The sequence below is a fragment of the Zhongshania aliphaticivorans genome, assembly GCF_902705875.1.
Classification (GTDB): Bacteria; Pseudomonadota; Gammaproteobacteria; order Pseudomonadales; family Spongiibacteraceae; genus Spongiibacter; species Spongiibacter aliphaticivorans_A.
Genome location: NZ_CACSIK010000001.1, coordinates 2426916 through 2447620, shown reverse-complemented (window position 1 = coordinate 2447620; position 20705 = coordinate 2426916). Strand labels below are relative to the sequence as shown.

At 45.6% G+C, this 20705-nt stretch carries 21 protein-coding genes; 12 read left to right on the top strand and 9 right to left on the bottom strand.

Going from position 1 to position 20705, the window contains the following annotated elements:
* Positions 1 to 5: 5 nt before the first annotated feature.
* The 4 genes from AELLOGFF_RS11150 to AELLOGFF_RS11135 all read right to left on the bottom strand — a co-directional run bounded on the left by AELLOGFF_RS11150 (position 6) and on the right by AELLOGFF_RS11135 (position 4061).
* Positions 6 to 1139 (bottom strand): CaiB/BaiF CoA transferase family protein, encoded by a 1134-nt coding sequence (locus tag AELLOGFF_RS11150; protein ID WP_159268815.1) that lies wholly within the window; start codon positions 1137 to 1139, stop codon positions 6 to 8.
* A 208-nt stretch (positions 1140 to 1347) separates the two neighbouring features.
* On the bottom strand, positions 1348 to 1911 hold the full coding sequence (locus tag AELLOGFF_RS11145) for a CBS domain-containing protein (protein WP_159268814.1): 564 nt from the start codon (positions 1909 to 1911) through the stop codon (positions 1348 to 1350).
* A 65-nt stretch (positions 1912 to 1976) separates the two neighbouring features.
* Positions 1977 to 2264: a hypothetical protein gene (locus AELLOGFF_RS11140; RefSeq protein WP_159268813.1), complete on the bottom strand. Its 288-nt coding sequence runs from the start codon at positions 2262 to 2264 to the stop codon at positions 1977 to 1979.
* A gap of 303 nt (positions 2265 to 2567) precedes the next feature.
* Complete coding sequence (locus AELLOGFF_RS11135; RefSeq protein WP_159268812.1) at positions 2568 to 4061, bottom strand: succinylglutamate desuccinylase/aspartoacylase family protein; 1494 nt, start codon at positions 4059 to 4061, stop codon at positions 2568 to 2570.
* A gap of 362 nt (positions 4062 to 4423) precedes the next feature.
* Here AELLOGFF_RS11135 and AELLOGFF_RS11130 point away from each other — a divergent pair, with 362 nt between their 5' ends.
* The 10 genes from AELLOGFF_RS11130 to AELLOGFF_RS11085 all read left to right on the top strand — a co-directional run bounded on the left by AELLOGFF_RS11130 (position 4424) and on the right by AELLOGFF_RS11085 (position 12012).
* Complete coding sequence (locus AELLOGFF_RS11130; RefSeq protein ID WP_159268811.1) at positions 4424 to 5968, top strand: 2-isopropylmalate synthase; 1545 nt, start codon at positions 4424 to 4426, stop codon at positions 5966 to 5968.
* A complete protein-coding gene (locus tag AELLOGFF_RS11125) occupies positions 5969 to 6805 on the top strand; it encodes a hypothetical protein (protein WP_159268810.1) in 837 nt (278 codons plus the stop codon).
* A 4-nt stretch (positions 6806 to 6809) separates the two neighbouring features.
* Positions 6810 to 7256: a ribosomal protein S18-alanine N-acetyltransferase gene (gene rimI, locus AELLOGFF_RS11120; protein WP_159268809.1), complete on the top strand. Its 447-nt coding sequence runs from the start codon at positions 6810 to 6812 to the stop codon at positions 7254 to 7256.
* A 45-nt stretch (positions 7257 to 7301) separates the two neighbouring features.
* Complete coding sequence (locus AELLOGFF_RS11115) at positions 7302 to 7709, top strand: hypothetical protein (RefSeq protein ID WP_159268808.1); 408 nt, start codon at positions 7302 to 7304, stop codon at positions 7707 to 7709.
* A gap of 82 nt (positions 7710 to 7791) precedes the next feature.
* Positions 7792 to 8712, top strand: a complete 921-nt coding sequence (gene pbpG, locus AELLOGFF_RS11110; protein ID WP_327785481.1) for a D-alanyl-D-alanine endopeptidase — start codon at positions 7792 to 7794, stop codon at positions 8710 to 8712.
* Positions 8713 to 8804: 92 nt separating this feature from the next.
* Positions 8805 to 9248 carry a hypothetical protein gene (locus AELLOGFF_RS11105; RefSeq protein ID WP_159268807.1) on the top strand — a complete coding sequence of 148 codons (444 nt, stop codon included), beginning with the start codon at positions 8805 to 8807 and terminating at the stop codon, positions 9246 to 9248.
* A 62-nt stretch (positions 9249 to 9310) separates the two neighbouring features.
* The gene (locus tag AELLOGFF_RS11100; RefSeq protein ID WP_159268806.1) at positions 9311 to 9775 is read left to right on the top strand and encodes an AraC family transcriptional regulator; all 465 of its coding nucleotides are present in this window, start codon (positions 9311 to 9313) and stop codon (positions 9773 to 9775) included.
* Positions 9776 to 9856: 81 nt separating this feature from the next.
* On the top strand, positions 9857 to 10495 hold the full coding sequence (locus tag AELLOGFF_RS11095) for an MOSC domain-containing protein (protein WP_159268805.1): 639 nt from the start codon (positions 9857 to 9859) through the stop codon (positions 10493 to 10495).
* An 81-nt stretch (positions 10496 to 10576) separates the two neighbouring features.
* Positions 10577 to 11512, top strand: a complete 936-nt coding sequence (ylqF, locus tag AELLOGFF_RS11090; protein ID WP_159268804.1) for a ribosome biogenesis GTPase YlqF — start codon at positions 10577 to 10579, stop codon at positions 11510 to 11512.
* Positions 11513 to 11538: 26 nt separating this feature from the next.
* Positions 11539 to 12012, top strand: coding sequence for a DUF1456 family protein (locus AELLOGFF_RS11085; RefSeq protein WP_159268803.1), 474 nt, complete (start codon positions 11539 to 11541; stop codon positions 12010 to 12012).
* A gap of 23 nt (positions 12013 to 12035) precedes the next feature.
* On the opposite strand, the gene AELLOGFF_RS11080 is transcribed toward AELLOGFF_RS11085, so the two are convergent.
* On the bottom strand, positions 12036 to 12716 hold the full coding sequence (locus AELLOGFF_RS11080; RefSeq protein WP_159268802.1) for a Fe2+-dependent dioxygenase: 681 nt from the start codon (positions 12714 to 12716) through the stop codon (positions 12036 to 12038).
* 81 nt (positions 12717 to 12797) lie between these two features.
* Positions 12798 to 14948: a TonB-dependent receptor gene (locus AELLOGFF_RS11075; RefSeq protein WP_159268801.1), complete on the bottom strand. Its 2151-nt coding sequence runs from the start codon at positions 14946 to 14948 to the stop codon at positions 12798 to 12800.
* 437 nt (positions 14949 to 15385) lie between these two features.
* Between AELLOGFF_RS11075 and AELLOGFF_RS11070 the strand changes: the two genes are divergently transcribed.
* Together AELLOGFF_RS11070 and AELLOGFF_RS11065 are read left to right on the top strand one after the other, a co-directional pair.
* Complete coding sequence (locus AELLOGFF_RS11070; RefSeq protein ID WP_159268800.1) at positions 15386 to 16195, top strand: enoyl-CoA hydratase-related protein; 810 nt, start codon at positions 15386 to 15388, stop codon at positions 16193 to 16195.
* 133 nt (positions 16196 to 16328) lie between these two features.
* Entirely contained in the window at positions 16329 to 16778 is a 450-nt protein-coding gene (locus AELLOGFF_RS11065) for a PaaI family thioesterase (RefSeq protein ID WP_159268799.1), read from the top strand.
* A 218-nt stretch (positions 16779 to 16996) separates the two neighbouring features.
* On the opposite strand, the gene AELLOGFF_RS11060 is transcribed toward AELLOGFF_RS11065, so the two are convergent.
* The 3 genes from AELLOGFF_RS11060 to AELLOGFF_RS11050 form a co-directional block, all read right to left on the bottom strand.
* Complete coding sequence (locus AELLOGFF_RS11060) at positions 16997 to 17530, bottom strand: hypothetical protein (protein ID WP_159268798.1); 534 nt, start codon at positions 17528 to 17530, stop codon at positions 16997 to 16999.
* A gap of 413 nt (positions 17531 to 17943) precedes the next feature.
* Positions 17944 to 18717 carry a hypothetical protein gene (locus tag AELLOGFF_RS11055; protein ID WP_159268797.1) on the bottom strand — a complete coding sequence of 258 codons (774 nt, stop codon included), beginning with the start codon at positions 18715 to 18717 and terminating at the stop codon, positions 17944 to 17946.
* 112 nt (positions 18718 to 18829) lie between these two features.
* Positions 18830 to 20698: an alkaline phosphatase gene (locus tag AELLOGFF_RS11050; protein ID WP_159268796.1), complete on the bottom strand. Its 1869-nt coding sequence runs from the start codon at positions 20696 to 20698 to the stop codon at positions 18830 to 18832.
* Positions 20699 to 20705: the final 7 nt, after the last annotated feature.

Below are 20705 nucleotides of genomic sequence, written 5' to 3'. Positions count from 1 at the left end.
TTCTTTTATGTCAAAACCCCCTGCGCACGTAATTCATCTAGCTGCTGGGGCTCGTATCCTGCAAGTTCCTGTAGAACGTTGTTGGTATGACTACCGGGGCGTGGGGCGCCCTCCGAAACCGATGGGGTAGTGCGGCTGAACTTTGGAGCTGGGCCGGGCTGCAGATCGCCATTTATTTCGATAAACGATTTTCGGTCCACATTATGGGGGTGATGTGGCGCTTCTTTCATAGACAATATTGGTGCGAAACACACATCGCTGCCCTCTAGCAGCTCACACCATTGATCTCGTGTTTTAGTCTTAAATATTGCCTTGAGCTTGTCTTTCATTTCTGGCCAACGATTTTCATCTAGTTGCGCCTCAAAATTGGCATCAAGTTGCAATTTTTCCTTTAAGATTTGGTAGAACTGAGGTTCTATCGAGCCAATAGATACGTATTTATTATCACTTGTTTCATAGGTTTCATAGAAATGCGCGCCGGTGTCCAATACGTTAACTCCCCGCTTGTCAGCCCACATATTGTGGTTGAATAGGCTATACATCATGTGCATTAACGCAGCTGAGCCCTCTACCATAGATGTATCTACCACTTGCCCCTTGCCGCTGCGAGTGGCTTCTAATAATGCCGACACAACACCGAAAGCTAAAAACATTCCGCCGCCACCAAAGTCACCCACTAAGTTAAGAGGCGGTAAAGGGTTGTCGCCCTCTCGGCCCATTGCATGAAGCGCACCAGATAAAGATATGTAATTAATGTCATGGCCTGCAGCGTTAGACAAAGGGCCAGTTTGTCCCCAGCCGGTCATACGGCCATACACCAGTTTAGGGTTGCGGGCAGCACAATCGTTGGGGCCAATCCCCAATCGTTCCGCAACACCTGGGCGAAACCCTTCGATTAAGGCGTCTGCGGACTCACACAACTTTAATACAGCCTCAACGCCACGAGGATCTTTGAGGTTCAGGGCAATAGATTTTTTACCACGCTCGCTAATTGAATTGTTGATAGGTGCATCGGCAGCGGCAGACTTTCGGGTGATAGAAATAACCTCTGCTCCCATATCGGCAAACATCATTCCTGCAAATGGCGCTGGACCCAGCCCCTCAATTTCTAAGATTCGTAGCCCTGTAAGTGGTCCCATTATTCCTCCCGTATTTATTGTTTATTATCTAAATTTATCGCTAGTTTATTATTTGTAAGTTCCAAATGTTAGTTTATAGATCTAGCAAATTACAGCCACTCTTTTTGGGAGGCTGTAACGTATTTGATTCCCATCTATTTAAAATATACAAATGTTTGTTAATGTATAAATTAAGCCTTCCCGCCAAGGTGGGAAGGCTTACTTCCCATTAACGGTGAAGTGAGGAGAGGTAAAGCTCTGTAAACTTTGTGGGTGATTGAATGCAAACTTCCATTTTTAGTTTACGTGCAATATCACTAGCAGAAATAACGCCTCTGATTTGATGCTGCTCACGTTCAACAACCAAACAGTGTTGGTGTCCAAACTGTTTGAGGACGTCGAGCACATTTGAAACTGTCATTAACGTTAAATCACTGTAATCAAACACTTTCAAATCTTGTCGCTTACGCATCATATCCGCCACTTGCAGTTCCGCACGATTAAAACCGTTGGCGACTTTTTTTATTATTTCACTAGGATGCAAGTCTTCGTAAGCAATCACGCCAACAAATACTTCATGCTCATTGAGCACTAGCATTAATCGAACGTGGGATTGTTTCATTAAGCGTTCTGCGGCAATTGCGCTGCTATTTGCGTCAATGACTAAGGGTTCGTGTTCGGTAAAGTCTGTGAACACCAGCTTTGCTGATGAATCGCCGTCAATCATTTGAAAATTTTCAGGACGAACTAACTGATCCACTTGATCAGCTTCATACAGTTCAAAATGTTTCATAACATTCTCACTCTGAATATATAGAAAAATGCTCACCACAATGGTGGTGAATCAAGTTTTGATAATCAGAGTGTTATAGGTGGTGACCGAATAGAGGCATTACCGTATACGTGATTCTTAACACGGGGGGAGGTCTGGGGAGCTACTCGTCCCAATAAAGTGTACTGGGGGGCTGAAGAAGTTTGTGGGGTTGCTGCAGTAAATAATCGTTCAGGTGTGTCAGTAAAGCCTGATTCAAGCTCTACCATGCTGCTAACATTAGCAGGCGCTGCGTCGTTCACGCCATGATAGCTACCTGCCAGAGCGGCAGTCCACAGCATCAACGCTAATATTGAAAATACAATCCGCAACATGAGCAGCTCAAAAAAACATTAATGTAATAAGATTACAGGGAAAGCGAAAAACTAGCTACTGCATATTTAGCCTTCTTTTTTAATAGGGACGATAAAAAAGGGCCTTAATAATTTCGGCTAACTTCCTGTTAGTTACTTATCTCACTTATTTTTAAATTGTCGATTTTGGAGTTGTTACGATTCACCCGTAAAGATGTGGTTACTTTTTATAGTCGCAGACAGGATAGATTGGGTTTGTAGCTTAAAGCCCGTTAGAAGACACTTTAGATATTGCGGTGTCTTCTAACGGGATAATAAATCGAACTACTCAGGGTGCTCCTCGAGCTCGTCATTAGGGCGCGGAGCGCTAATGGATTTGGGGGGAGTGTGGTTTTCGTTTTGTTGTGTTTCAGCGTCCGGTGACGAGGGCTTGTCAGTCTTTGGCTGATCAACCAGTTGTGATGCGTTGCGGGCTGCATCTTGAACGGCTTTGCGTGCTGCCGCGCTAACCTCAGCCGGGTCGTCGCTGGTTTTTGCTGCGGTTTGGGCTGCTTCGCGAGCAACTTCTTTCATCGATTCTGCGACGGGTTCAAGTGCTTCCGCTACCACGCTGTCAGCGACTTTATCGGCCGCCACTTTTTTCTCGTCAGCGGCAATACCAATATGATAGGCGGCGAAACCGGGCATCACCATTTGATTGAGAGCTAGGCCGATGATTTGTCCGTCTACATTTGTGCGTATTACCGAGCTTCGATTCGTTATAGGGTCTGTGACGGTGCCTAAGATATCCCCTTTTTTAACATTTTGTCCGAGTTTTGCTTCGGTTAGAAAAACCCCGCTTTGGTCCGCGCGCAACCATGTTGATTTGTAAAACACTTTTTGTTTTGGTGCTCGGTTTGGTTTTTCCCCGATCATGTCCATATGATACATTACCGCTTTAATACCATTGACGCTCTGTACTACTTCCTTTAATTGTAAGCGTAACGGTTCACCAGCTTCCAAGGTAACCGCCGGAATTCCGGCGTCTACGGCGGCTCTACGTAGAGTTCCTAGCCCACCAGCGCCGTCCAATACGGTGACGTCATGGAACATTTTACTAAATTGCATAACGCTTTCTTTACCGAGGTCTGCCCGTAACTGGGTGATGTTAGTGCGGTGAAATGAGCCGGTATGGATATCAATTAAACGATCACAGTGGGTGATAACCTCATTGAAAAAGCTATGGGCGATGCGACCAGCAGAGCTGCTTTTGGCGTCGCCAGGGAAATAGCGGTTAAGGTCTCTGCGATCTGGGAGATATCGTGAGGTACGGCGAAAACCATGCATATTGACAATAGGTACACCAATGACAACCCCGTTTAATTTATCACTTTCTAGACTAAACATAACTCGTCGTATTGTTTCCACGCCGTTTAGCTCATCGCCGTGAACTGCTGCTGTTAAGCAGAGAGTGGGGCCGGCTTTGTTCCCTGCCGCGACCAGAATGGGAGTGGGCATGGCGAGTCCAGCTATAGCTTGTCCTGCGGTCCAGTAGAGGCGTTCAAAGCTGCCGTGTTTAATGTTTTGACCTAGCAGTGTTAGGGCAATTTCAGGCGCGGGTGCGTCGGTCGGGCTTGTCTCGAAGTCGGTATTTAATGGTCCAGTTTTGCGATTGTTGGAGGTAAAGTCGTTGCTGCCATCATTTTTAGTTCCAGTTGAGGTGCTGGAGTTGAGGGCGCGGGATTCATTCAGCGTTTTTGGTGCTTGCTCGTTTGCTATGACAGCTTGGCTTAGTAGTGGAAAGCTCAGTGTCATTAAAAAAATAAAGATGCTTCGCATGATATAGCGGATTACTCCGTTAATTGTTGTTTGTCTGTTCGCATTGCCGACTGTGATTTGACAGCTTTCTTCAATGAGACCGCAAATGCAAATTGTATACAAATTAAGCAAGAATGACGTGTTTAAGGTATAGCCAACGGCATTCTCTTGCTTATAGTGCTCTTGCAGTTTGACGTTATGAGCGGTCGAAGTTCATTTACGGTACTCGGCATTTTTACCAAGTTTTGAGTATATTATCTGCAAAAATCGGTTTAGCCACCGAAAAGAGTCAAGAACTCTGGCTCATGTCCGACTATAATTGCGCCATAGAATACGCTGTCGATAAGTCGATGGGCGAATAATGACAAATTCAGGGGTTTTTCATGTCTAAAGATCGTCTAATTATTTTTGATACCACGCTGCGTGACGGAGAGCAAAGTCCTGGTGCATCGATGACGCGGGATGAAAAAGTGCGTATCGCAAAAATGCTGGAAAAAATGGGCGTAGATGTTATTGAGGCAGGCTTTGCTATCGCTAGCGTGGGTGATTTTGAGTCGGTACGGGCGGTTGCAGATGCTGTTAAGAATAGTACGGTGTGCAGTCTAGCGCGGACAGGAGCAGAAGATATTGATCGCGCGGCGGAGGCCTTGCGCTCGGCTGAGTCTGGGCGTATCCACACGTTTATCGCTACATCGCCCATTCATATGGAATATAAGCTGCGGATGGCGCCAGATAATGTCGTCGAGCGGGCTGTGGCAGCCGTAAAGCATGCTCGTAATTTAGTGGCAGATGTGGAGTTTTCCTGTGAGGACGCATCACGATCAGAATATGATTTTATGTGTCGAATCATTGAGCAAGTCATTGATGCTGGCGCCCGGACAATAAATTTGCCCGATACGGTAGGTTATGGCGAACCTGGTGAGTATGGTGAGATGGTTTCGCGGCTCATGAACGCGATCCCTAATGCGGACAAAGCTGTTTTTTCGGTGCACTGTCACAATGATCTAGGTTTAGCCGTAGCCAACTCGCTCTCGGCGGTAATGCATGGCGCTCGTCAGGTTGAATGTACTATTAATGGCTTGGGTGAGCGCGCGGGTAATGCCTCTTTAGAAGAACTGGTTATGGCCGTGCGCACACGGGCTGATATTTTCCCCGTAGAAGTGAGTGTTGATGCCACTCAAATAGTGCCTACATCGCGGTTGGTGTCCTCTATTACAGGTTTTCCTGTTCAGCCAAATAAAGCCATTGTTGGCGCCAATGCCTTTGCTCATGAGTCGGGTATTCACCAAGACGGTGTTTTAAAATACCGTGAAACCTATGAAATTATGCGTGCTGAAGATGTGGGCTGGAACGCGAATAAACTAGTGTTGGGTAAACATTCTGGCCGAGCCGCCTTTAAGGCAAGGTTAGAAGAGCTCGGCATTAGCTTGGACAATCAAGCCGCGTTGAATTTAGCATTCACTCGATTCAAAGAATTGGCTGATAAAAAGCACGAAATCTTTGACGAAGATCTACAAGCGCTGATGAGTGATGTTCAGCCTGAAGAGAGTGACGTGAAATACCGTTTTATTGGTTTAGAGGCGGTGTCCAAGACAGGGTTAAAACCCCGCGCTGATATTGAGTTAGCGGTTGATAATACGCCGCAGCAGGCATCAGCAGAGGGCGATGGTCCCGTTGATGCGGCGTTTAAGGCAACGGAAATGTTGGTAAATAGCGGCGCGAATCTCTTGCTGTACTCTGTGAACGCCATTACCAGCGGCACCGATTCGCAAGGAGAGGTTCAGGTTCGTTTAGAGAAAGACGGTACCATTGTGAATGGTAATGGTGCTGATACCGATATCATCATTGCCTCGGTGAAGGCCTATTTAGATGCCTTGAACCTTTTGGAGGCGGGAGTGCTTAAAGCCCACCCGCAACGAGGTATCTAAGTGAACGAAGCGCTGCGACTAGATTATTTGCAGGCAATGGGCGTAGACAGCTACGTGCCTCGGTTTTTGCTTGAGGGCGCAGCGTCGTCGCCACTTTGTGACTTGGGGCTTCCTCTTGCAGACGATGAGGGTATTGGTTTAAACGATAGTACCAATATTGGTGATATTGATAACGAGTATCAGCGCCAATCTGCGTATCAAGATGGCGAGGGCTCTGAGCCTATTTCACCTTCAGGCAGTGGAGAAAGTCGCTCCAGAATTGCAATTGACCTAGAAGGCTTGGATGTCACTGGTAAGCCTTCACGGCAGGCCATTAATTCAAAGAAAAATAATAACAATAACAATGAAAGCGACGCTGAAAGCCTTGGCCCACAGCTTAACCCTAGCTTTCAAGTTGATATCGTTGGTACTGGAATTGGCCTGTTATTTGTTGTCGATGCTACCTTGGCTCCCTTGGCGCCTGCTGAAAAACGTTTGCTGGCGAATATTGCGACTGCAGTAAAATCCTATCACCAAGTGGAAACCCCGCTTTCATTTTCTAGTGACCATTTTAGATGGCCCGTTGCCAAAAATTTTGGTTTGCCTCAGGGTGAGGCGGCGGCGAAAGACGCGTTGCTTGGCAATATTATGGCTCATGCAGAGCGTCAGCATGCCCAATACGTTGTTGTGTTTGGTGAAGAAATATACCCGTATTTTGACCATGCCATGCTGTCATCTGCCAGCCTAACCGTCATACCGAGTTCGATGCCCTCGGAAATGATCAATAATGGCGGCTTAAAAGCTGCACTTTGGCAGCAGTTACGTGGCTGTAAGTTGACTATACAAGATACAGAGTAACCTTATGCCACGTGTCGCGATGCTCGGTATTCAACACCTTGAGCAATGTTTATTAATAGAGACTCGGTCTGATCCACACCCTTGGGGGCGGACTAACTGGTTGCGCAGCCTTCGCGACGATCATTGTCTAGGCTATTGGCGAGATACTGATTTAGTGGCGATCAGTGCTTATAGCCTCGTTTTGGACGAGGTAAGTTTGTTAAATATTGTGGTCGACAATAGTAGTCGTGGCAACGGCGTTGGACGCCAGTTATTAACAGAAGGCTTGGAATGGATGCAGCAGTTTGGTGGTCAGCGCTGTTTACTTGAAGTGCGGTTATCCAATATAGTCGCGCGAACTTTATATAAAAAATTGGGGTTTGCTGAGGACGGCATCCGCAAGAAATATTATCCATTGGGTGAAGGCCATGAAGATGCGGTGTTAATGTCTGCCGATCTTCCGCTTATATAATTAAACCCATGTCTACGTGCTTATTTATTTACCGAGATAGAAATAATGCAAGAAGTCGAATCAGATTGGTGGTTCATTGGGTTGCCGGAAGAGTGGCGTACAGAGCAAGACGAAGACAGTATTCTGATCTTTGATCAAGATGAATTAGGCTGTATTAGCTTGAGTAGCTTGCAGGCCGCTCATGGCAAACCCGCCGGAGAACAGGATCTAAAAAACCTAATTAACGAAGTTGGTATGCCGTTTGCTAATGCTAAAGCGTGCAAAATAGGCGACGATTATCGTGGTTGGGAATTTGAAACTATTGAAGAAGGCGATTATATTCGCGAATGGTTCTTGCACGGCGGTGGTCATTTGCTGCTAGTCAGTTATGCGTGTGCGCAGGACGACAGAGATATGGATCGGGCCGCCGTCGATCAAATTTTAGATACCTTGCGCATCAAAGGTGGCGAATAAGCATATTGCTTAAATATTGAACAAGTTGGCAGTTTCTTTGTTTTGACCGTGGTAACTTCCACTTAATCATTTAGTTAGGTTTATGGTGATGATGAGAATAATGACAATAATCCTGGCGACGCTAATGCTGTCGCCCTTTGTAATGGCTGAGAAAATCAGTCGTAACCCCGCAAATTTACAGCTTGCTTCAGTGAGCGCCGTTGTCGTAGATGCGGATAGCGGCGAGCTTATCTACCAGAAATATTCAGATATCGTTAAACCCATTGCGTCGCTGACCAAAGTTATGACAGCAATGGTAGTGTTAGATTCTAAGCAGTCGCTACGAGAAATGATTCGTTTTTCTCAGGAAGACCGCAAAGCAATCAATAATTATTACTCTCGTATTCGGGTAGATTCTGAATTGCCGCGGGGTGAGGTATTACGTATTGCGTTGATGTCTTCGGAAAACCTTGCTGCAGCATCTCTAGGCAGAAACTTCCCGGGTGGAATGACAGCATTTGTAGCAAAAATGAATGCTAAGGCAAAACAGTTGGGAATGAAGAATACGCAATTTGTTGATAGCAGCGGTCTCTCACATTTCAATGTGTCCACTGCGGCTGATATGGCTAAGTTATTGGCGGCAGCTGCCAATTACCCTGAAATTGAAGCTTACTCAACTACATCAACCCACACGGCTAATTTCCGCCGGCCGGTTTATCGTCTTGCATACGTCAATACCAATTCACTGGTACGTTATAAGCGTTGGGATGTCGATGTATCTAAAACAGGCTACCTCAATGAGGCGGGACGTTGCTTGGTTATGAAAGCCAATGTTGATGGCAGAGATTTGCTTTTTGTGATGCTTGATTCTTTTGGAAAAACCAGCCCAATTGGTGATGCGGGTCGAATAAAACGCTGGCTGGCATCGGGTAAAGGTGGCAGCGTGGCTACTGCAGCGCAGCATTACCAAAAAAAGAAGGTGTCTGAATACCTAGCTCAACGGACAACAGCAAGTATTCATTAATACTAAATTATCGCTAACAAAGAAGGGCCGTTCTGCTTGCAGGGCGGCCCTTCTTGTTTTTATTAATACCAGAATAGAAAGGTTGAATCGTCATGGGCTTTGAATGGCAAGTAAATACTCACGATAGTGGTAGTACCACGCAATGCGTTTATCGCTTTAGTCGTGTATCTCAGTTAGAAAGTGATTTAGAGCCCCTGATTATGGCTTGTGTCGATAAGGCGGTCAGTTTAATACCGGATAATATCAATGACGACGCCTGCTATTTACTCTTTGAATTTGATGAAAATGATGTACTGAATATTGTGATGACCGACGATACCAAACAACGTGAATCAGCGCATGGTGTTTGCTGTGAGCTCGCATCTGCAAGGCCCTATTTATCAGAAACGTCTCATTGGAAATTTAAAGATGAACGTTTCAGCGATATTATTAAATACTGTATTCGTGATTACTTAACAACTTGTGGCGGCTTTATGCGTTACTCCTTGGTAGCGGTATTTTCTGAAGGCGATCGAAGCAAGACGCAACTTTTATGAGCTTCGGCGACATTTGTGCTGACTGAGCTTGGCTCTAGTGCGGCTTGGATAAAAGGGTGGGTATGGACGTTAAAATTGTTCAATTTCAAGAAACAAAAGTGGCCGCCCTTGAATATTTAGGGCCACCATCAGGTGAGCATGAGGCGGTACTGCAATTGATTGCTTGGCGAAAGCAATATGGTTATCCACCGTCGCCTGAGCACCGTAGCTACGGAATACATTATAACAACCCTCAACAAGTCGCTTTAGAAAAATACCGTGTCGATCTCTGTGTATCGGTAGGCGGTGATGTTGAATCGAATGCGTTTGGCGTCGTAAACAAAATTATTCCCTCCTGCCGCTGCGCTGTTGTACGGCATGTCGGCTCTCGTAATCATGTCAGTGCTGCCCAGTATTTGTATGAACAATGGTTGCCGAAGAGCAAGGAACAGCTAGGCAATTTCCCGCTGTTTTTTCATTATGTAAATGTCGGCTTGGATATTCCCGAGCAAGATATGTTGACTGACGTATATCTACCTATCGCTTAAATTTGGCATGCTTAGGTTCTGAATTGAACACCGCACAGGCAGTGAAGTCGCCGCGGTGTGGAGCAGCCAGAGGTGAGGTAGATGAAGCTAGTTTCCATTAATCGAGCACAAAAACAAAGTATAGAGTTTTCTGGTCAACGCGTTGAAACAGGCCTTTTTAAAGCGCCAGTAAGTGAAACTGTGTTTCTGGGCACATTGGGTATTGAGGGGGATGTCATTGTTGATACCAGTGTTCATGGCGGAGTCGATCAAGCTGTCTATTTGTATAGTTTGGAAGACTATCAGTGGTGGACTGAAAAATTAGCGAGAGAACTGCCGCCGGGCATGTTTGGCGAAAATTTAACCACAGCGGGTATAGACTTACGCACTCTTGTTATTGGCGATCGTTTAATGATTGGCAATGTCATCTTAGAAATATCTGCGCCACGCACCCCCTGCTTTAAGCTTGCAGTGAGGATGGGCGATAAGCACTTTGCCAAACAATTTGTATCGGCTTCGCGACCGGGAGCTTACGCGCGGGTATTGAGAGAGGGGGATATTTGTGCGGGAGACCCTGTGATGTTGGTAAAAACCACCGCGGATTACGCGGGGGTCGTTGAGGTATTTGATCTTTGGCATGAAAAGCAGCGATGTCCGCAATTAATTTACAAGGCTCTGGAATCCCCCATTTCTGCCTATCACCGGAGCGTAATACAGGGCTGGTCAGTCGTAGGAGAGTGAGTAGCAAGAGTTTTTACTGTATTTAGCCAAAGTTAGTCCGTGTAACGTACAATAGCGTCTTTGATTTAAAAGGCGTGTTCAATGGCGATTCAGTGGTATCCGGGGCATATGCATAAAGCGCAGAAGGCGATTGCTGACATGCTGCCCCAGGTTGACCTGTTAATCGAGGTGTTAGACGCTCGTATTCCTAGTTCTAGTGAAAACCCTGCTATTGCGAAATTACGCGGTGATAAGCCCTGTATCAAAGTATTAAGCAAGGCAGATCTAGCAGACCCTAAAATAACGGCTCAGTGGCAGGCGTATTTCGAACGTGAACGCGATGTTAAAACCATTGCAACCACGACGGATGAACCGCTTAAAATAAAACAGTTGATTGAACTGTGTCGAACCATGTTTCCCGCTAAAGATGCCAGCCTAAAAACAATCAATACCATGATTGTTGGTATTCCCAATGTGGGTAAGTCCACCATAATCAATATTCTTGCTGACCGGATTATAGCTAAAACCGGTAATGAGCCTGCTGTAACCAAGAGTCAGCAGCGCATCAACTTGGGTAGTGGCATTGTTTTGTTTGATACACCGGGTATTTTGTGGCCTAAGATAGAAAACCCCAATAGCAGTTACCGATTGGCAGTGACCGGCGCGATTAAGAATACCGCGATGGAATATGACGATGTGGGTTTTTTTGCAGCGGAGTATCTTGTAAAAGCTTATCCTCAGTTATTAAAAGCGCGGTTTCAATTAGAGACTATGCCGGATACCGAATTGGCTTTTTTAGAAGCGGCTGCATTGCGGCGCGGTGCGCTGAGTGGCGGTGGGCGAATTAATTTTCATAAAATATGTGAGCTCTTAATAAATGAGTTGCGTGCAGGTATCGTTGGTCGGATTAGTCTTGAAACGCCCGATATGATTGAGGCTGAAATCAAGGCTGTGGCCGAAGAGAAAGCAAAAAAAGAAGCCAATAACCTGGCCAGAAAACGTCGCTTTAAAGAAGGTAGTCGTCGTTCAGACAGATAAACAATTGCATATTAATAGGTACTGGTATGGTAAATAATGATGTCTTGCGCCGAGTGCGTTACATCTTTGATTTTAATGATTCAAAAATGATGGCTATTTTTGGTTTAGCTGACCACCATGTTTCTCGTGAAGAGGTGAGTGCATGGCTTAAAAAAGAGGGCGATGAAGGTTACGAAGACTGTAGTGATTTACTTTTAGCAGTGTTTTTAAATGGTTTGATTATTGATATGCGTGGGCAAAAGGAGGGGGAGAAACCTATTCCTGAAAAACGCCTGACCAATAATATGATTTTTATGAAATTGAAAATTGCCTTAAGTTTGAAAGCAGAAGATGTCATGGCGATATTGGCACTTGCGGATTTTAACATCAGCAAACACGAGTTAAGCGCGTTTTTTCGCAAACCAGATCACAAGCATTATCGTGACTGTAAAGATCAGATCCTGCGCAATTTTTTAAAGGGCTTGCAGATAAAGCATCGCGCTACTGATAGCGAGGAGTAGGCTAGTATCACAGTGGGCGTAAGTTAGGTTTGCGCCCACTGTCTTAATAAATTGTGATAAACCCCTGTGAGCTGAATAATCGCGGGGTGATCTTCATTACCTTGACTCAAATTTTGAATACTCATATCCATATCGTATAGCAAACTGCGTTTTTCGTCGCTGGCCACCATGCTTTGTAGCCAAAAAAATGAAGCTAGGCGTCGCCCTCTAGTGACGGGTGTGACCCTGTGTAAGCTGGTTGATGGATACAGAATCATATCGCCCGCAGCGAGTTTCACACTTTGTGTGCCGTAGGTGTCTTCAATGATAAGTTCGCCGCCATCATATTCATCGGGCTCGGAAAAAAATAAGGTCATCGACAAGTCCGTTCTAACCTTTACAGCAGTCCCTTTTACTTGGCGAATGGCATTGTCGACATGCACGCCAAAAGAATGGCCACCCTGATAACAGTTAAACAGCGGAGGGAAAATTTTAAGGGGTAGCGCTGCAGACATAAATAAATTGTTGTTGGCTAGAGCAGATAGAATGATATCCCCTAGCTGCTGGGATGCCTCGGAATTTTCTTCTAGTTGAATATTGTTTTTATTTCTAGCGGATTGGTAACCAGCCGTGACTTTGCCATCGACCCAATTTGCCGCTTCTAAAATGCTACGACAATGTGCGACCTCATTTTTACTGAGTAGGGCGGGGATCTTAATTAACATCGTGGTGGACCTTTTACGAACTCACCCCGCAAGAGCGGGGTGAGTGGGTTTTCTAATAGCGATAGTATCGCCTTTTGTGACTTAGAACTCTAGGCTAGCAGTCACTGTCACGCTCTTCCCTGTTCCGGGCACACCTCGACTACCACGTGGTTTAAGCAGATACTTTTCATCTGTCAGGTTGTTAGCGTTGAGCTGTAATTTAAGGTTTTTGGTGGCTTGAAAAGAAGCTGTTGCGTTGACCAGAGTCACCGCATCTAGCTCAGTGGTACTGCCATTTTGATAGTCACCTATATATTGCAATCCGCCACCTACTTGCCATGCGCGATCTAGTTGGTAAGTCGTCCAAAGGCTAGCGCTGTGCTCGGGCGTGTTATAGATAACTTCGCCTTCCTCGGTAGGGTCACCTGATTCGGTGATTTCACTGTCTGTATAAGTGTAATTGGCAATGATTGCCCATTGGTCGGTGATAGCGCCGTTAATACCAAGCTCTAAGCCTTGAACAATTTGCTCTCCCTCTAAGACGATAACATCATCATTGTCGACATCAGTTGTGGAAGCATTTGTTTTGACTGAGCGGAATAAGGCAGCGTTTGCGAGCACTTTGTCATTGAATAATTCCCACTTGGTTCCTAATTCAACGACTTGATCTTCTTCCGCATCAAGGTCTTGTTCATCGGAGCTCAAGGTTAAATTACTGCCTAATGGCGTTTGTGCGTTGCCCACACCCAAGTAAATGCTTCCATTCTCAGCTGGCTTATAAGTGATGGCGGCATTCCAGCTAATCAGGGTGTCGTTAGCGTCATACGTAAACGGGGCGGTGACGCTGCCATCTCGGTTAGTCGACGAATAATTTTGTGAATACTCTTGTTCGTAATCTTCTATCCGTACACCAAGAGTCAGCATCCACTTTGGTGTGAAGGTGAGGGTGTCATTGGCATATAAGGAAATGGCATCAAATGTCCCCGTTTGTTTGCCACCCGTGCGTGTAATAGAGCCGTTGTATGGATCATCAGTTACTGGGTTGTATAAATCCACATTGGCGGCGCTGTCGTCAATTTGTAGCATTTGGTAGCGAACGTACTCTTCTTGGGTTAGATCCATGCCAACCACAAGGTTGTGACCTACATTGCCCGAGGTGAAATCTGCACGTAATGTGGTTTGGTTAGAAATAATATCGCGATCTTCGTCACGTGCTTTTGCTGAGCCACGTCGTGCTTCACCGGTTGTGGAGTCGTAACTTGGGCGGGTGATTGCCGCTGAGGTTTCGGTTGCGCCTATAAATGTTTGGTTACGGAGGCTTAGGTTTTCGCTGAAGTCGTGATCAATCGCAAGCTTTAACGTGGTGATTTCGTTTTTATCGTAGTCGCGATTTTCTACCCCGTAATAATTTTCAGCAGTTGCCTCATCTAAATATCGGTCGCCATTGGCGTTAGTTAATAAGGGCACACCACCGTCGGGGATGTTGTCTTGGTCTAAATAAGAAACACCACCGCTAATGCGAGTTTTATCTGACAGTAAATAGGTTAGAGCACCCGCGAAACCGCTACCTTTGTTTTCTGTCACATCACGCCCAGGTACGCCGCTGTCTTGAGTCATCAAGTTGATGCGGCCTGCTAAAGACTCGGATAAGGTACCGTTAATATCTGCGGTAGCTCGAAGTTGACTGTCGTTACCTACCATAACGGTGGCACGTTTAAAGTCATCAAACTGGGCTTCCTTGCTAACTAAATTGACAGAGCCACCGGCTGAGCCACGTCCACTTACGGCAGAAGAGGGCCCCTTGGTCACTTCAATTTGTTCTAAGTTGAAAGTGTCACGGCTATAAGAGCCAATATCTCTAACGCCGTCTACATATAAGTCATTGGTTGCATCAAAACCACGAATACTGAGGTTGTCACCGGCTGCAGCGCCACCTTCACCTGCTTGCATTGTAATACCAGACACGTTGCGAAGCGCGTCGCGTAAGCTCGTGACCGCTTGGTCACGTAAGACTTGTTCTGGAACGACGCTGATGGTTTTGGGGGTGTCTGCGAGCTTTTGGGTATATTGCGGAGAAGAGGCTTTTTCTGTTTTGTAAGGTGTGATAACGCTTGATTCGATTTTGACTGCAGGTAAGGTTTCTTGCGCTTCTTCTGCAGCTATTGCAGGTAATGTGCTACTTGCAATGGCAATCCCGATGGCGTGGGCAAGCATATTGCGTTTTGGTCTTGCTGTAGTATCAATACAGGTCACTGTAAATGTCTCCTTTGGGTGTCTAGCGATGCCGTTCGTGTATGCCACTGTTGGTTCGGCAGGAAGTAAGTGCTTTAAGCGATGTGTTGCTCAAAGCTTGAAGTCGTGAGCATCTTAATGATAATCAATATCAAATACAAATGATTTTTGTTTATGGTTTTTATTGCAGATTGCTTGATCGTGGTGCCATACATGGTCAAAGTAGTGTATTTACGGGGTAATAACGTAACAGTAAGGGCTGGCTCGGGGAGGCGATTAATGGATGGGCACGGAAAATTGATATTACTTCTGCCAAGCTTGGTTTTATAGATTGTCTTTAATGGTGTTGTCCCGTATTTTGTGATTATCTGACTTGGTGTAATATTGAATGACAAGTAGTAGCGCATTGAGCTTTATGCTCAGCTGTGTCTTTGTTCGTAGATAATAGGATTAAAATAATGATTAATGACATTGGTCCCGTACACTCCCGTCGTCACGGCAGAGTTCTGCATATTATATTAAGTCGCCCAGCTTTAAAAAATGCAATAAATGAGGAGATGGTAACGTCTTTGTACCGCTGTTTACGTGATGCCGCGCAAGATGATTCTGTTGGCGCGGTGGTGTTGGAAGGTGCCGGTGATGCCTTTAGTTCTGGTGCAGATATTAAGAATTTGGCCTTGGGGCTTGAGCACACTCGTAAATATTCCACAGAGGTATTACTCCGGGTGGGCGCTGAAGCCGCGATGTTGTTACATGAAATGCCCAAACCTACTATTGCAATGATACGTGGCCCCGCTGTTGGTGGTGGTTTGTCATTGGCCTTGGCCTGTGATTTTAGGTTAGCTGACGATACCGCAACCTTGGGATATGCTCATACAAAAATTGGCCTGTCTGGTGACTTTGCCGCAGCTTATTTCTTGAGTAAATGGATGGGCGCGGGTAAAGCGCGTGAATTTTGTTTGTTATGCCCAACGTATAGCGCACAAGAAGCTTTTAATAATGGTCTTTTAAGTAAGGTCTGTGATGCGCAAGCACTGTGCTCAGAAGTAGAAAGTCTTGCAACTAGGCTAGCTGATGGACCTACCAATGCCCTAGGGTGTATTAAAAACAATCTTAAAAATGCTGAAGAACTTAGCTGTGAAAGCTATATTGCCGAAGAAATTAAAAACTTTCAGCGCTGCCGAAATAGTGATGAGCATCGTGAAGCGCTAGCGGCTTTTTTAGAAAAGCGTGATCCGGTTCTTCCTCGTTCAAAAGTAGCGGGTTAATAAGCCCGTATCGTCCTGCAGTGTCGGTAATAGTATTGCTGACACTTTATGACTACTCCTGCCAAATTTAGCTCTGAAAAGCGTGGGCGCAGTGTTCACAATGTCATCAATAATATAAGAGATTTGCCAATAGATGCTTGATGTAAACCCAGTGTACTTTCCTGATGTCGAATCTACAGAGTGGATGGCCATGCCGATGCCCCCTGGAGATAGTTTCGATGCTCGCCTAGATCCCTTTCAGCTTCGAAAAGTGGCAAACGGAAAGGCTGAGGCTTTGTTTGACACCAATACGGGGTGTCAAAATGCTCAGAATGGTTTTCATGGTGGTTATTTAGCTGTTAGGGCGGAGCAAGTTATTTATCTGCCACTTTTTGTTAATCGCAGTGTTGCCTTTGGTCGTGTGGTTACCATTGATTTGACCTTGCAGTATGTTGCTGGTGGTACGATTGGTTTACCTTTACTTGCTGAGGTTGAACTAATTCACGAAACGGGGCGTATGGGTTTTACTCGGGGCGTGCTTAAGCAAGATGATAGGGTGTTGACGAGTTTTACGGCGACACTCCGAAAACTCCCAGAGTCTTGAGTTAACAACCTTAGCTTTTAATGTTTTTGAAATAGTGGATTGCTTGTCTAGCGGGTCTTGGTAATGAGGTATGCTAAAGCTATAAATCTACCTGAATTTACACGTTAGTGTTATCGCTCTAGATATAAAAGGGATTTCCTCAGAGCATTACAAGCGACAGTTAGCGTGCTTATAATGCTCTAATTCAGGCCTAGTGATTTTGTAAAAAAGGATACTTGCTATGAACTCATGCTATGGCAGCGACTAAGAGCTTGAGAGCGAGCTTCCGTAAAGCCATGTAATGAAAATCGATCATTGCCTTCATTAAAATGGCGCGATAACTCATTAGTTTCTGGCATAAAGACATTGACCGAATCAGAGTGTGACATAAGATCTAATAACTCTGCGTTAGCAAAAACATGGCCCATAACAATTTCATGCTGGTTACCAGTTAACGGGCGAATGGCGACAACTTCAAGAGGAAGCGCCATCGAAATGCCGTCAAAGCTAGCATCTACGGTAATGGTTTGCCCCGCTAAAGACCAAACTTCAGCGCTATCGCTAGACCAGCTTACGTATAACTCATCACTACTACAGGTATTACTGTGCTTCACCAAGCCAAATTGATGTTTGGCTTGGTTTTCACCTTGAGTGGTATACCCCGTAGATTTGGAAATTTCATCAATCTCCCAGGAAGGTGCAATATTGGCTAATACACTCATGGAGAAAAGAGCAGATCCGAATAAAAGTGGAGATAAGACTGATTTTTTCATGTTTGGTCACCTAGGCTGAATAGAACATAGTTGATTTGTTAGGGTTATCTTGGTGACGATTGGAAATGAAGTGTATACGTACTCTCCGCGAATGAGAAAGTGGTCACATTATCTAACATTATTAATAAGTGTTGATATTTTTGGAAATATGATATCGATACCAGAGGGATAGGTGCTTGTATTGCTTGGGGAGGTAATGAAACTCAGTATAATTGGTATGAAGGGGTGTCTAAGTATTCTGGCGGGTCTATGGCTACTTTTCCTAATTCAGCAAGGGTACGGTGTTTTATGCAGTATATGGCCGGAGCTAGCTCAGTGGATGTTGGCTCGTGTTAATAAATTAAAACGATATAAGGTTTTCATTAGGGATGATTATGGCCGGCTTATACCGGCCCGATGTGAAAGTGGTGGATTTAATGGTGGTGATCGCCACCCATTTCATGTCCCTGTGCGTCGTACATGCCTGAGCCGCCGTGTTCTACAAAACCTAGATTGATCATTTTTCTTAAGAATGGGTCAGATTCATTGTCGCCGATGTCAGCGTAATCAGTCGTTTGATAAGACAGGTGAGTGTCGAAAAACCGATCAATGGTTTTGATGTCGGTGCTTTTTTTACTCAACGTCCAATTAGATACCATATTATTGGCGTTGCGCTGATAGGATTTAACTAGACGGTATTCAGGCAGCCAGGTGAGAGTAATAGTCTGGTGTTGATCTTTTAGTGTGTATAACTCTTCGCGTTCGCAGCCTGATCCAGACTGTTTACTTAGGCTCATTTTTGCAAGTAAGGAGTTATCGATGAGCTGGTTTTTCATGCTCCAATCGTCATTAGTTTTTACTTCACGTATTTCACTTGGCGCGTATTCTATACCACGCTCGTATTCATCGAAGTATCGATTCAGCTTAATGCTCTTGCTGTGATTCCGTTCCCACAATTCTGTAATTTTACGCTCTGGATATTGTTCGGCGACGGTATTGGCTCGGCGCCATAAGACCATGTGAGAAAATTTCTTGGGCGCTGAGTCAACGGCGTATTTACTGATCTTATAGTGCGCACTGATAGGTGTTTCAGCATTGCAGTTTGATGCGCTGGCCTTGGGTGCTATGGCAAATATGGTAATACCAGTGATTGCGAGCGCCAAGCCTGCGTGTTTTCTAACGGTTGAAAATAGTGTGTATTGATTCAATGTAACTTCCTCAAGCTTCTTGTTGATAGCGAAAGTAGGGGTGTTCTGTATCAATAAAGGCGCCGGTTTGCACCGGCGCCAATAGACTTATTGCTATGTATTTATTGTTAAATTACGGTGCTACTTGATTGCTATTCGCTTTGTTGACAAGGTCTGCAGCGTAGTTCATCACATGAAATATGACGTTCTGCTCATTGGTGCCGCTAATTAAAGCTGCGCCAGGTCCTGTTGCGTAGACGCCAACATCTTCACCGGCATGGGTTTCTGAACCAAGTGGAATTAATGCTTCTTGGTGGAAGCCCGGTGCTTCAGTGTCGACTAGAAGGAGGTCTTGGCGACCTGTGTCGATAGCATAGTTGTAGCCCGCATCTGCATCAGTTTCATCACCGAGGTCGCGGAAGCCTTGTCCGTTTGTGTATCCAACGGTGGTATATGGCATACCATCAGCGGCTAGCGAGGGTGAGTTAGAGCCGATGTCGACAACTTTTCCCAGAATTGGGTTGCCACGTTTAGGGTAACCGGCAATGGTAAATACATGGCTGTGATCAGCGGTGACAATAATTAAAGTGTCTTCACTGTTTGTAAGCTCTACTGCTTTAGCGACAGCTTCAGACAACTCGATCGTGTCAGTCAATGCATTGTAGGCGTTACCGGCATGGTGAGCGTGATCGATACGGCCCGCTTCAACCGTTAAGAAGAAGCCTTCATCGTTGTTATCGAGTATTTGAATGGCTTTTTCGGTCATGTCACGCAAAGATGGCTCGCCGGCAACGTCGTTGTTGCGATCCGCTTCATACTGCATATGTGACTCATTAAACAAACCAAACACTTTGCTGGTAGTTTCAGTGTCCAGAGCGTTAAAGCCAGACTTGTCGAAAACGTAGTTGCCTGTGGGGTATTGAAGCTGCCATTCGGCGGTGAGATCACGGCCATCGGTGCGATCACCCTCTACGCTACTGACTGCATCAGGGCTGTTAAAGGCAGCGTCTTTGGGTAAGAAACTGCGGCGACCACCACCCATGACAACTTCTATACCGTCAACATCAACACCGGCGATAAAGGCTTCTAAATTAGTTTCAAAATTCACTAATTGTGAGGCAATATCTTCGCAGCCTGCTGCAATGGCTGCGGCGGACATATCCCCGTCGTCTTCCCAGTTGCGGTCTGCAGATTTGGCATACGTTGCTGCAGGCGTAGCGTGGGTAATACGAGCGGTAGAAATAATCCCCGTTGATTTGCCAGCAATCTCGGCTAACTCAAGGGCCGTTACCAATTCATTTCCAGCGGCAGTGCTGCAATCTCCACGTTCAATGTTTTCATTTACGCCAATAACGCCAACGTCAGTTTTTATGCCCGAGATCATCGCAGTCATTGTGCCTGCTGAGTCTGGTGTTTGTGCGTCGACATTATAGGTTTTGGCTAAACCCGTGTAAGGGAACATATCAAAGCTGAGATTGTGCTCTTCACCAAGCTTGCCATTCAGCTGGCCTTCTAAAATACGCGCAGCCGTTACCGTAGAAACGCCCATGCCGTCACCTACAAATAAGATGACATTTTTTGCCGCGCCGCGCGTTAAATTGGGTACGCTCACGTCTGCAATTTTTGCCTCTGCATCACTGTACCATGCGCTGCTTCGAGCATTGCCTATAAGGTCAATTTCTTCTGGCGCGGTGTACGGTTCGCAAACATATTTAGTATCAGTGATTTCGCTGCTATCTAAGGTTCCGTCACTGTTTGTATCTGAACCGCTGTCAAACTGAATACCACCACCTGGGCAGTTACTATCGCCAACAGCTAGTTCCGTTTGTGTGATCAGGCTGCTAAGACCGTCAGAGCCATTAGAACCATCATTGCCATTGCTGCCATCAACTCCGTTACTTCCATCTAGGCCATTACTGCCATCTCTGCCGTCATCGCCACCGCAGGCTGCTAAGCCGGTTACTATCGCAGCGGCTAATAATGCTACTTTAAACTGTTTCATCGTATTC

Coding starts and splice junctions, on each gene's coding strand:
- AELLOGFF_RS11150 (WP_159268815.1), bottom strand. CDS start 1,139: ATGGGACCACTTACAGGGCTACGAATCTTAGAAATTGAGGGGCTGGGT.
- AELLOGFF_RS11145 (WP_159268814.1), bottom strand. CDS start 1,911: ATGAAACATTTTGAACTGTATGAAGCTGATCAAGTGGATCAGTTAGTT.
- AELLOGFF_RS11140 (WP_159268813.1), bottom strand. CDS start 2,264: ATGTTGCGGATTGTATTTTCAATATTAGCGTTGATGCTGTGGACTGCC.
- AELLOGFF_RS11135 (WP_159268812.1), bottom strand. CDS start 4,061: ATGCGAAGCATCTTTATTTTTTTAATGACACTGAGCTTTCCACTACTA.
- AELLOGFF_RS11130 (WP_159268811.1), top strand. CDS start 4,424: ATGTCTAAAGATCGTCTAATTATTTTTGATACCACGCTGCGTGACGGA.
- rimI (WP_159268809.1), top strand. CDS start 6,810: ATGCCACGTGTCGCGATGCTCGGTATTCAACACCTTGAGCAATGTTTA.
- AELLOGFF_RS11115 (WP_159268808.1), top strand. CDS start 7,302: ATGCAAGAAGTCGAATCAGATTGGTGGTTCATTGGGTTGCCGGAAGAG.
- pbpG (WP_327785481.1), top strand. CDS start 7,792: ATGGTGATGATGAGAATAATGACAATAATCCTGGCGACGCTAATGCTG.
- AELLOGFF_RS11105 (WP_159268807.1), top strand. CDS start 8,805: ATGGGCTTTGAATGGCAAGTAAATACTCACGATAGTGGTAGTACCACG.
- AELLOGFF_RS11100 (WP_159268806.1), top strand. CDS start 9,311: ATGGACGTTAAAATTGTTCAATTTCAAGAAACAAAAGTGGCCGCCCTT.
- AELLOGFF_RS11095 (WP_159268805.1), top strand. CDS start 9,857: ATGAAGCTAGTTTCCATTAATCGAGCACAAAAACAAAGTATAGAGTTT.
- ylqF (WP_159268804.1), top strand. CDS start 10,577: ATGGCGATTCAGTGGTATCCGGGGCATATGCATAAAGCGCAGAAGGCG.
- AELLOGFF_RS11085 (WP_159268803.1), top strand. CDS start 11,539: ATGGTAAATAATGATGTCTTGCGCCGAGTGCGTTACATCTTTGATTTT.
- AELLOGFF_RS11080 (WP_159268802.1), bottom strand. CDS start 12,716: ATGTTAATTAAGATCCCCGCCCTACTCAGTAAAAATGAGGTCGCACAT.
- AELLOGFF_RS11070 (WP_159268800.1), top strand. CDS start 15,386: ATGATTAATGACATTGGTCCCGTACACTCCCGTCGTCACGGCAGAGTT.
- AELLOGFF_RS11065 (WP_159268799.1), top strand. CDS start 16,329: ATGCTTGATGTAAACCCAGTGTACTTTCCTGATGTCGAATCTACAGAG.
- AELLOGFF_RS11060 (WP_159268798.1), bottom strand. CDS start 17,530: ATGAAAAAATCAGTCTTATCTCCACTTTTATTCGGATCTGCTCTTTTC.
- AELLOGFF_RS11050 (WP_159268796.1), bottom strand. CDS start 20,698: ATGAAACAGTTTAAAGTAGCATTATTAGCCGCTGCGATAGTAACCGGC.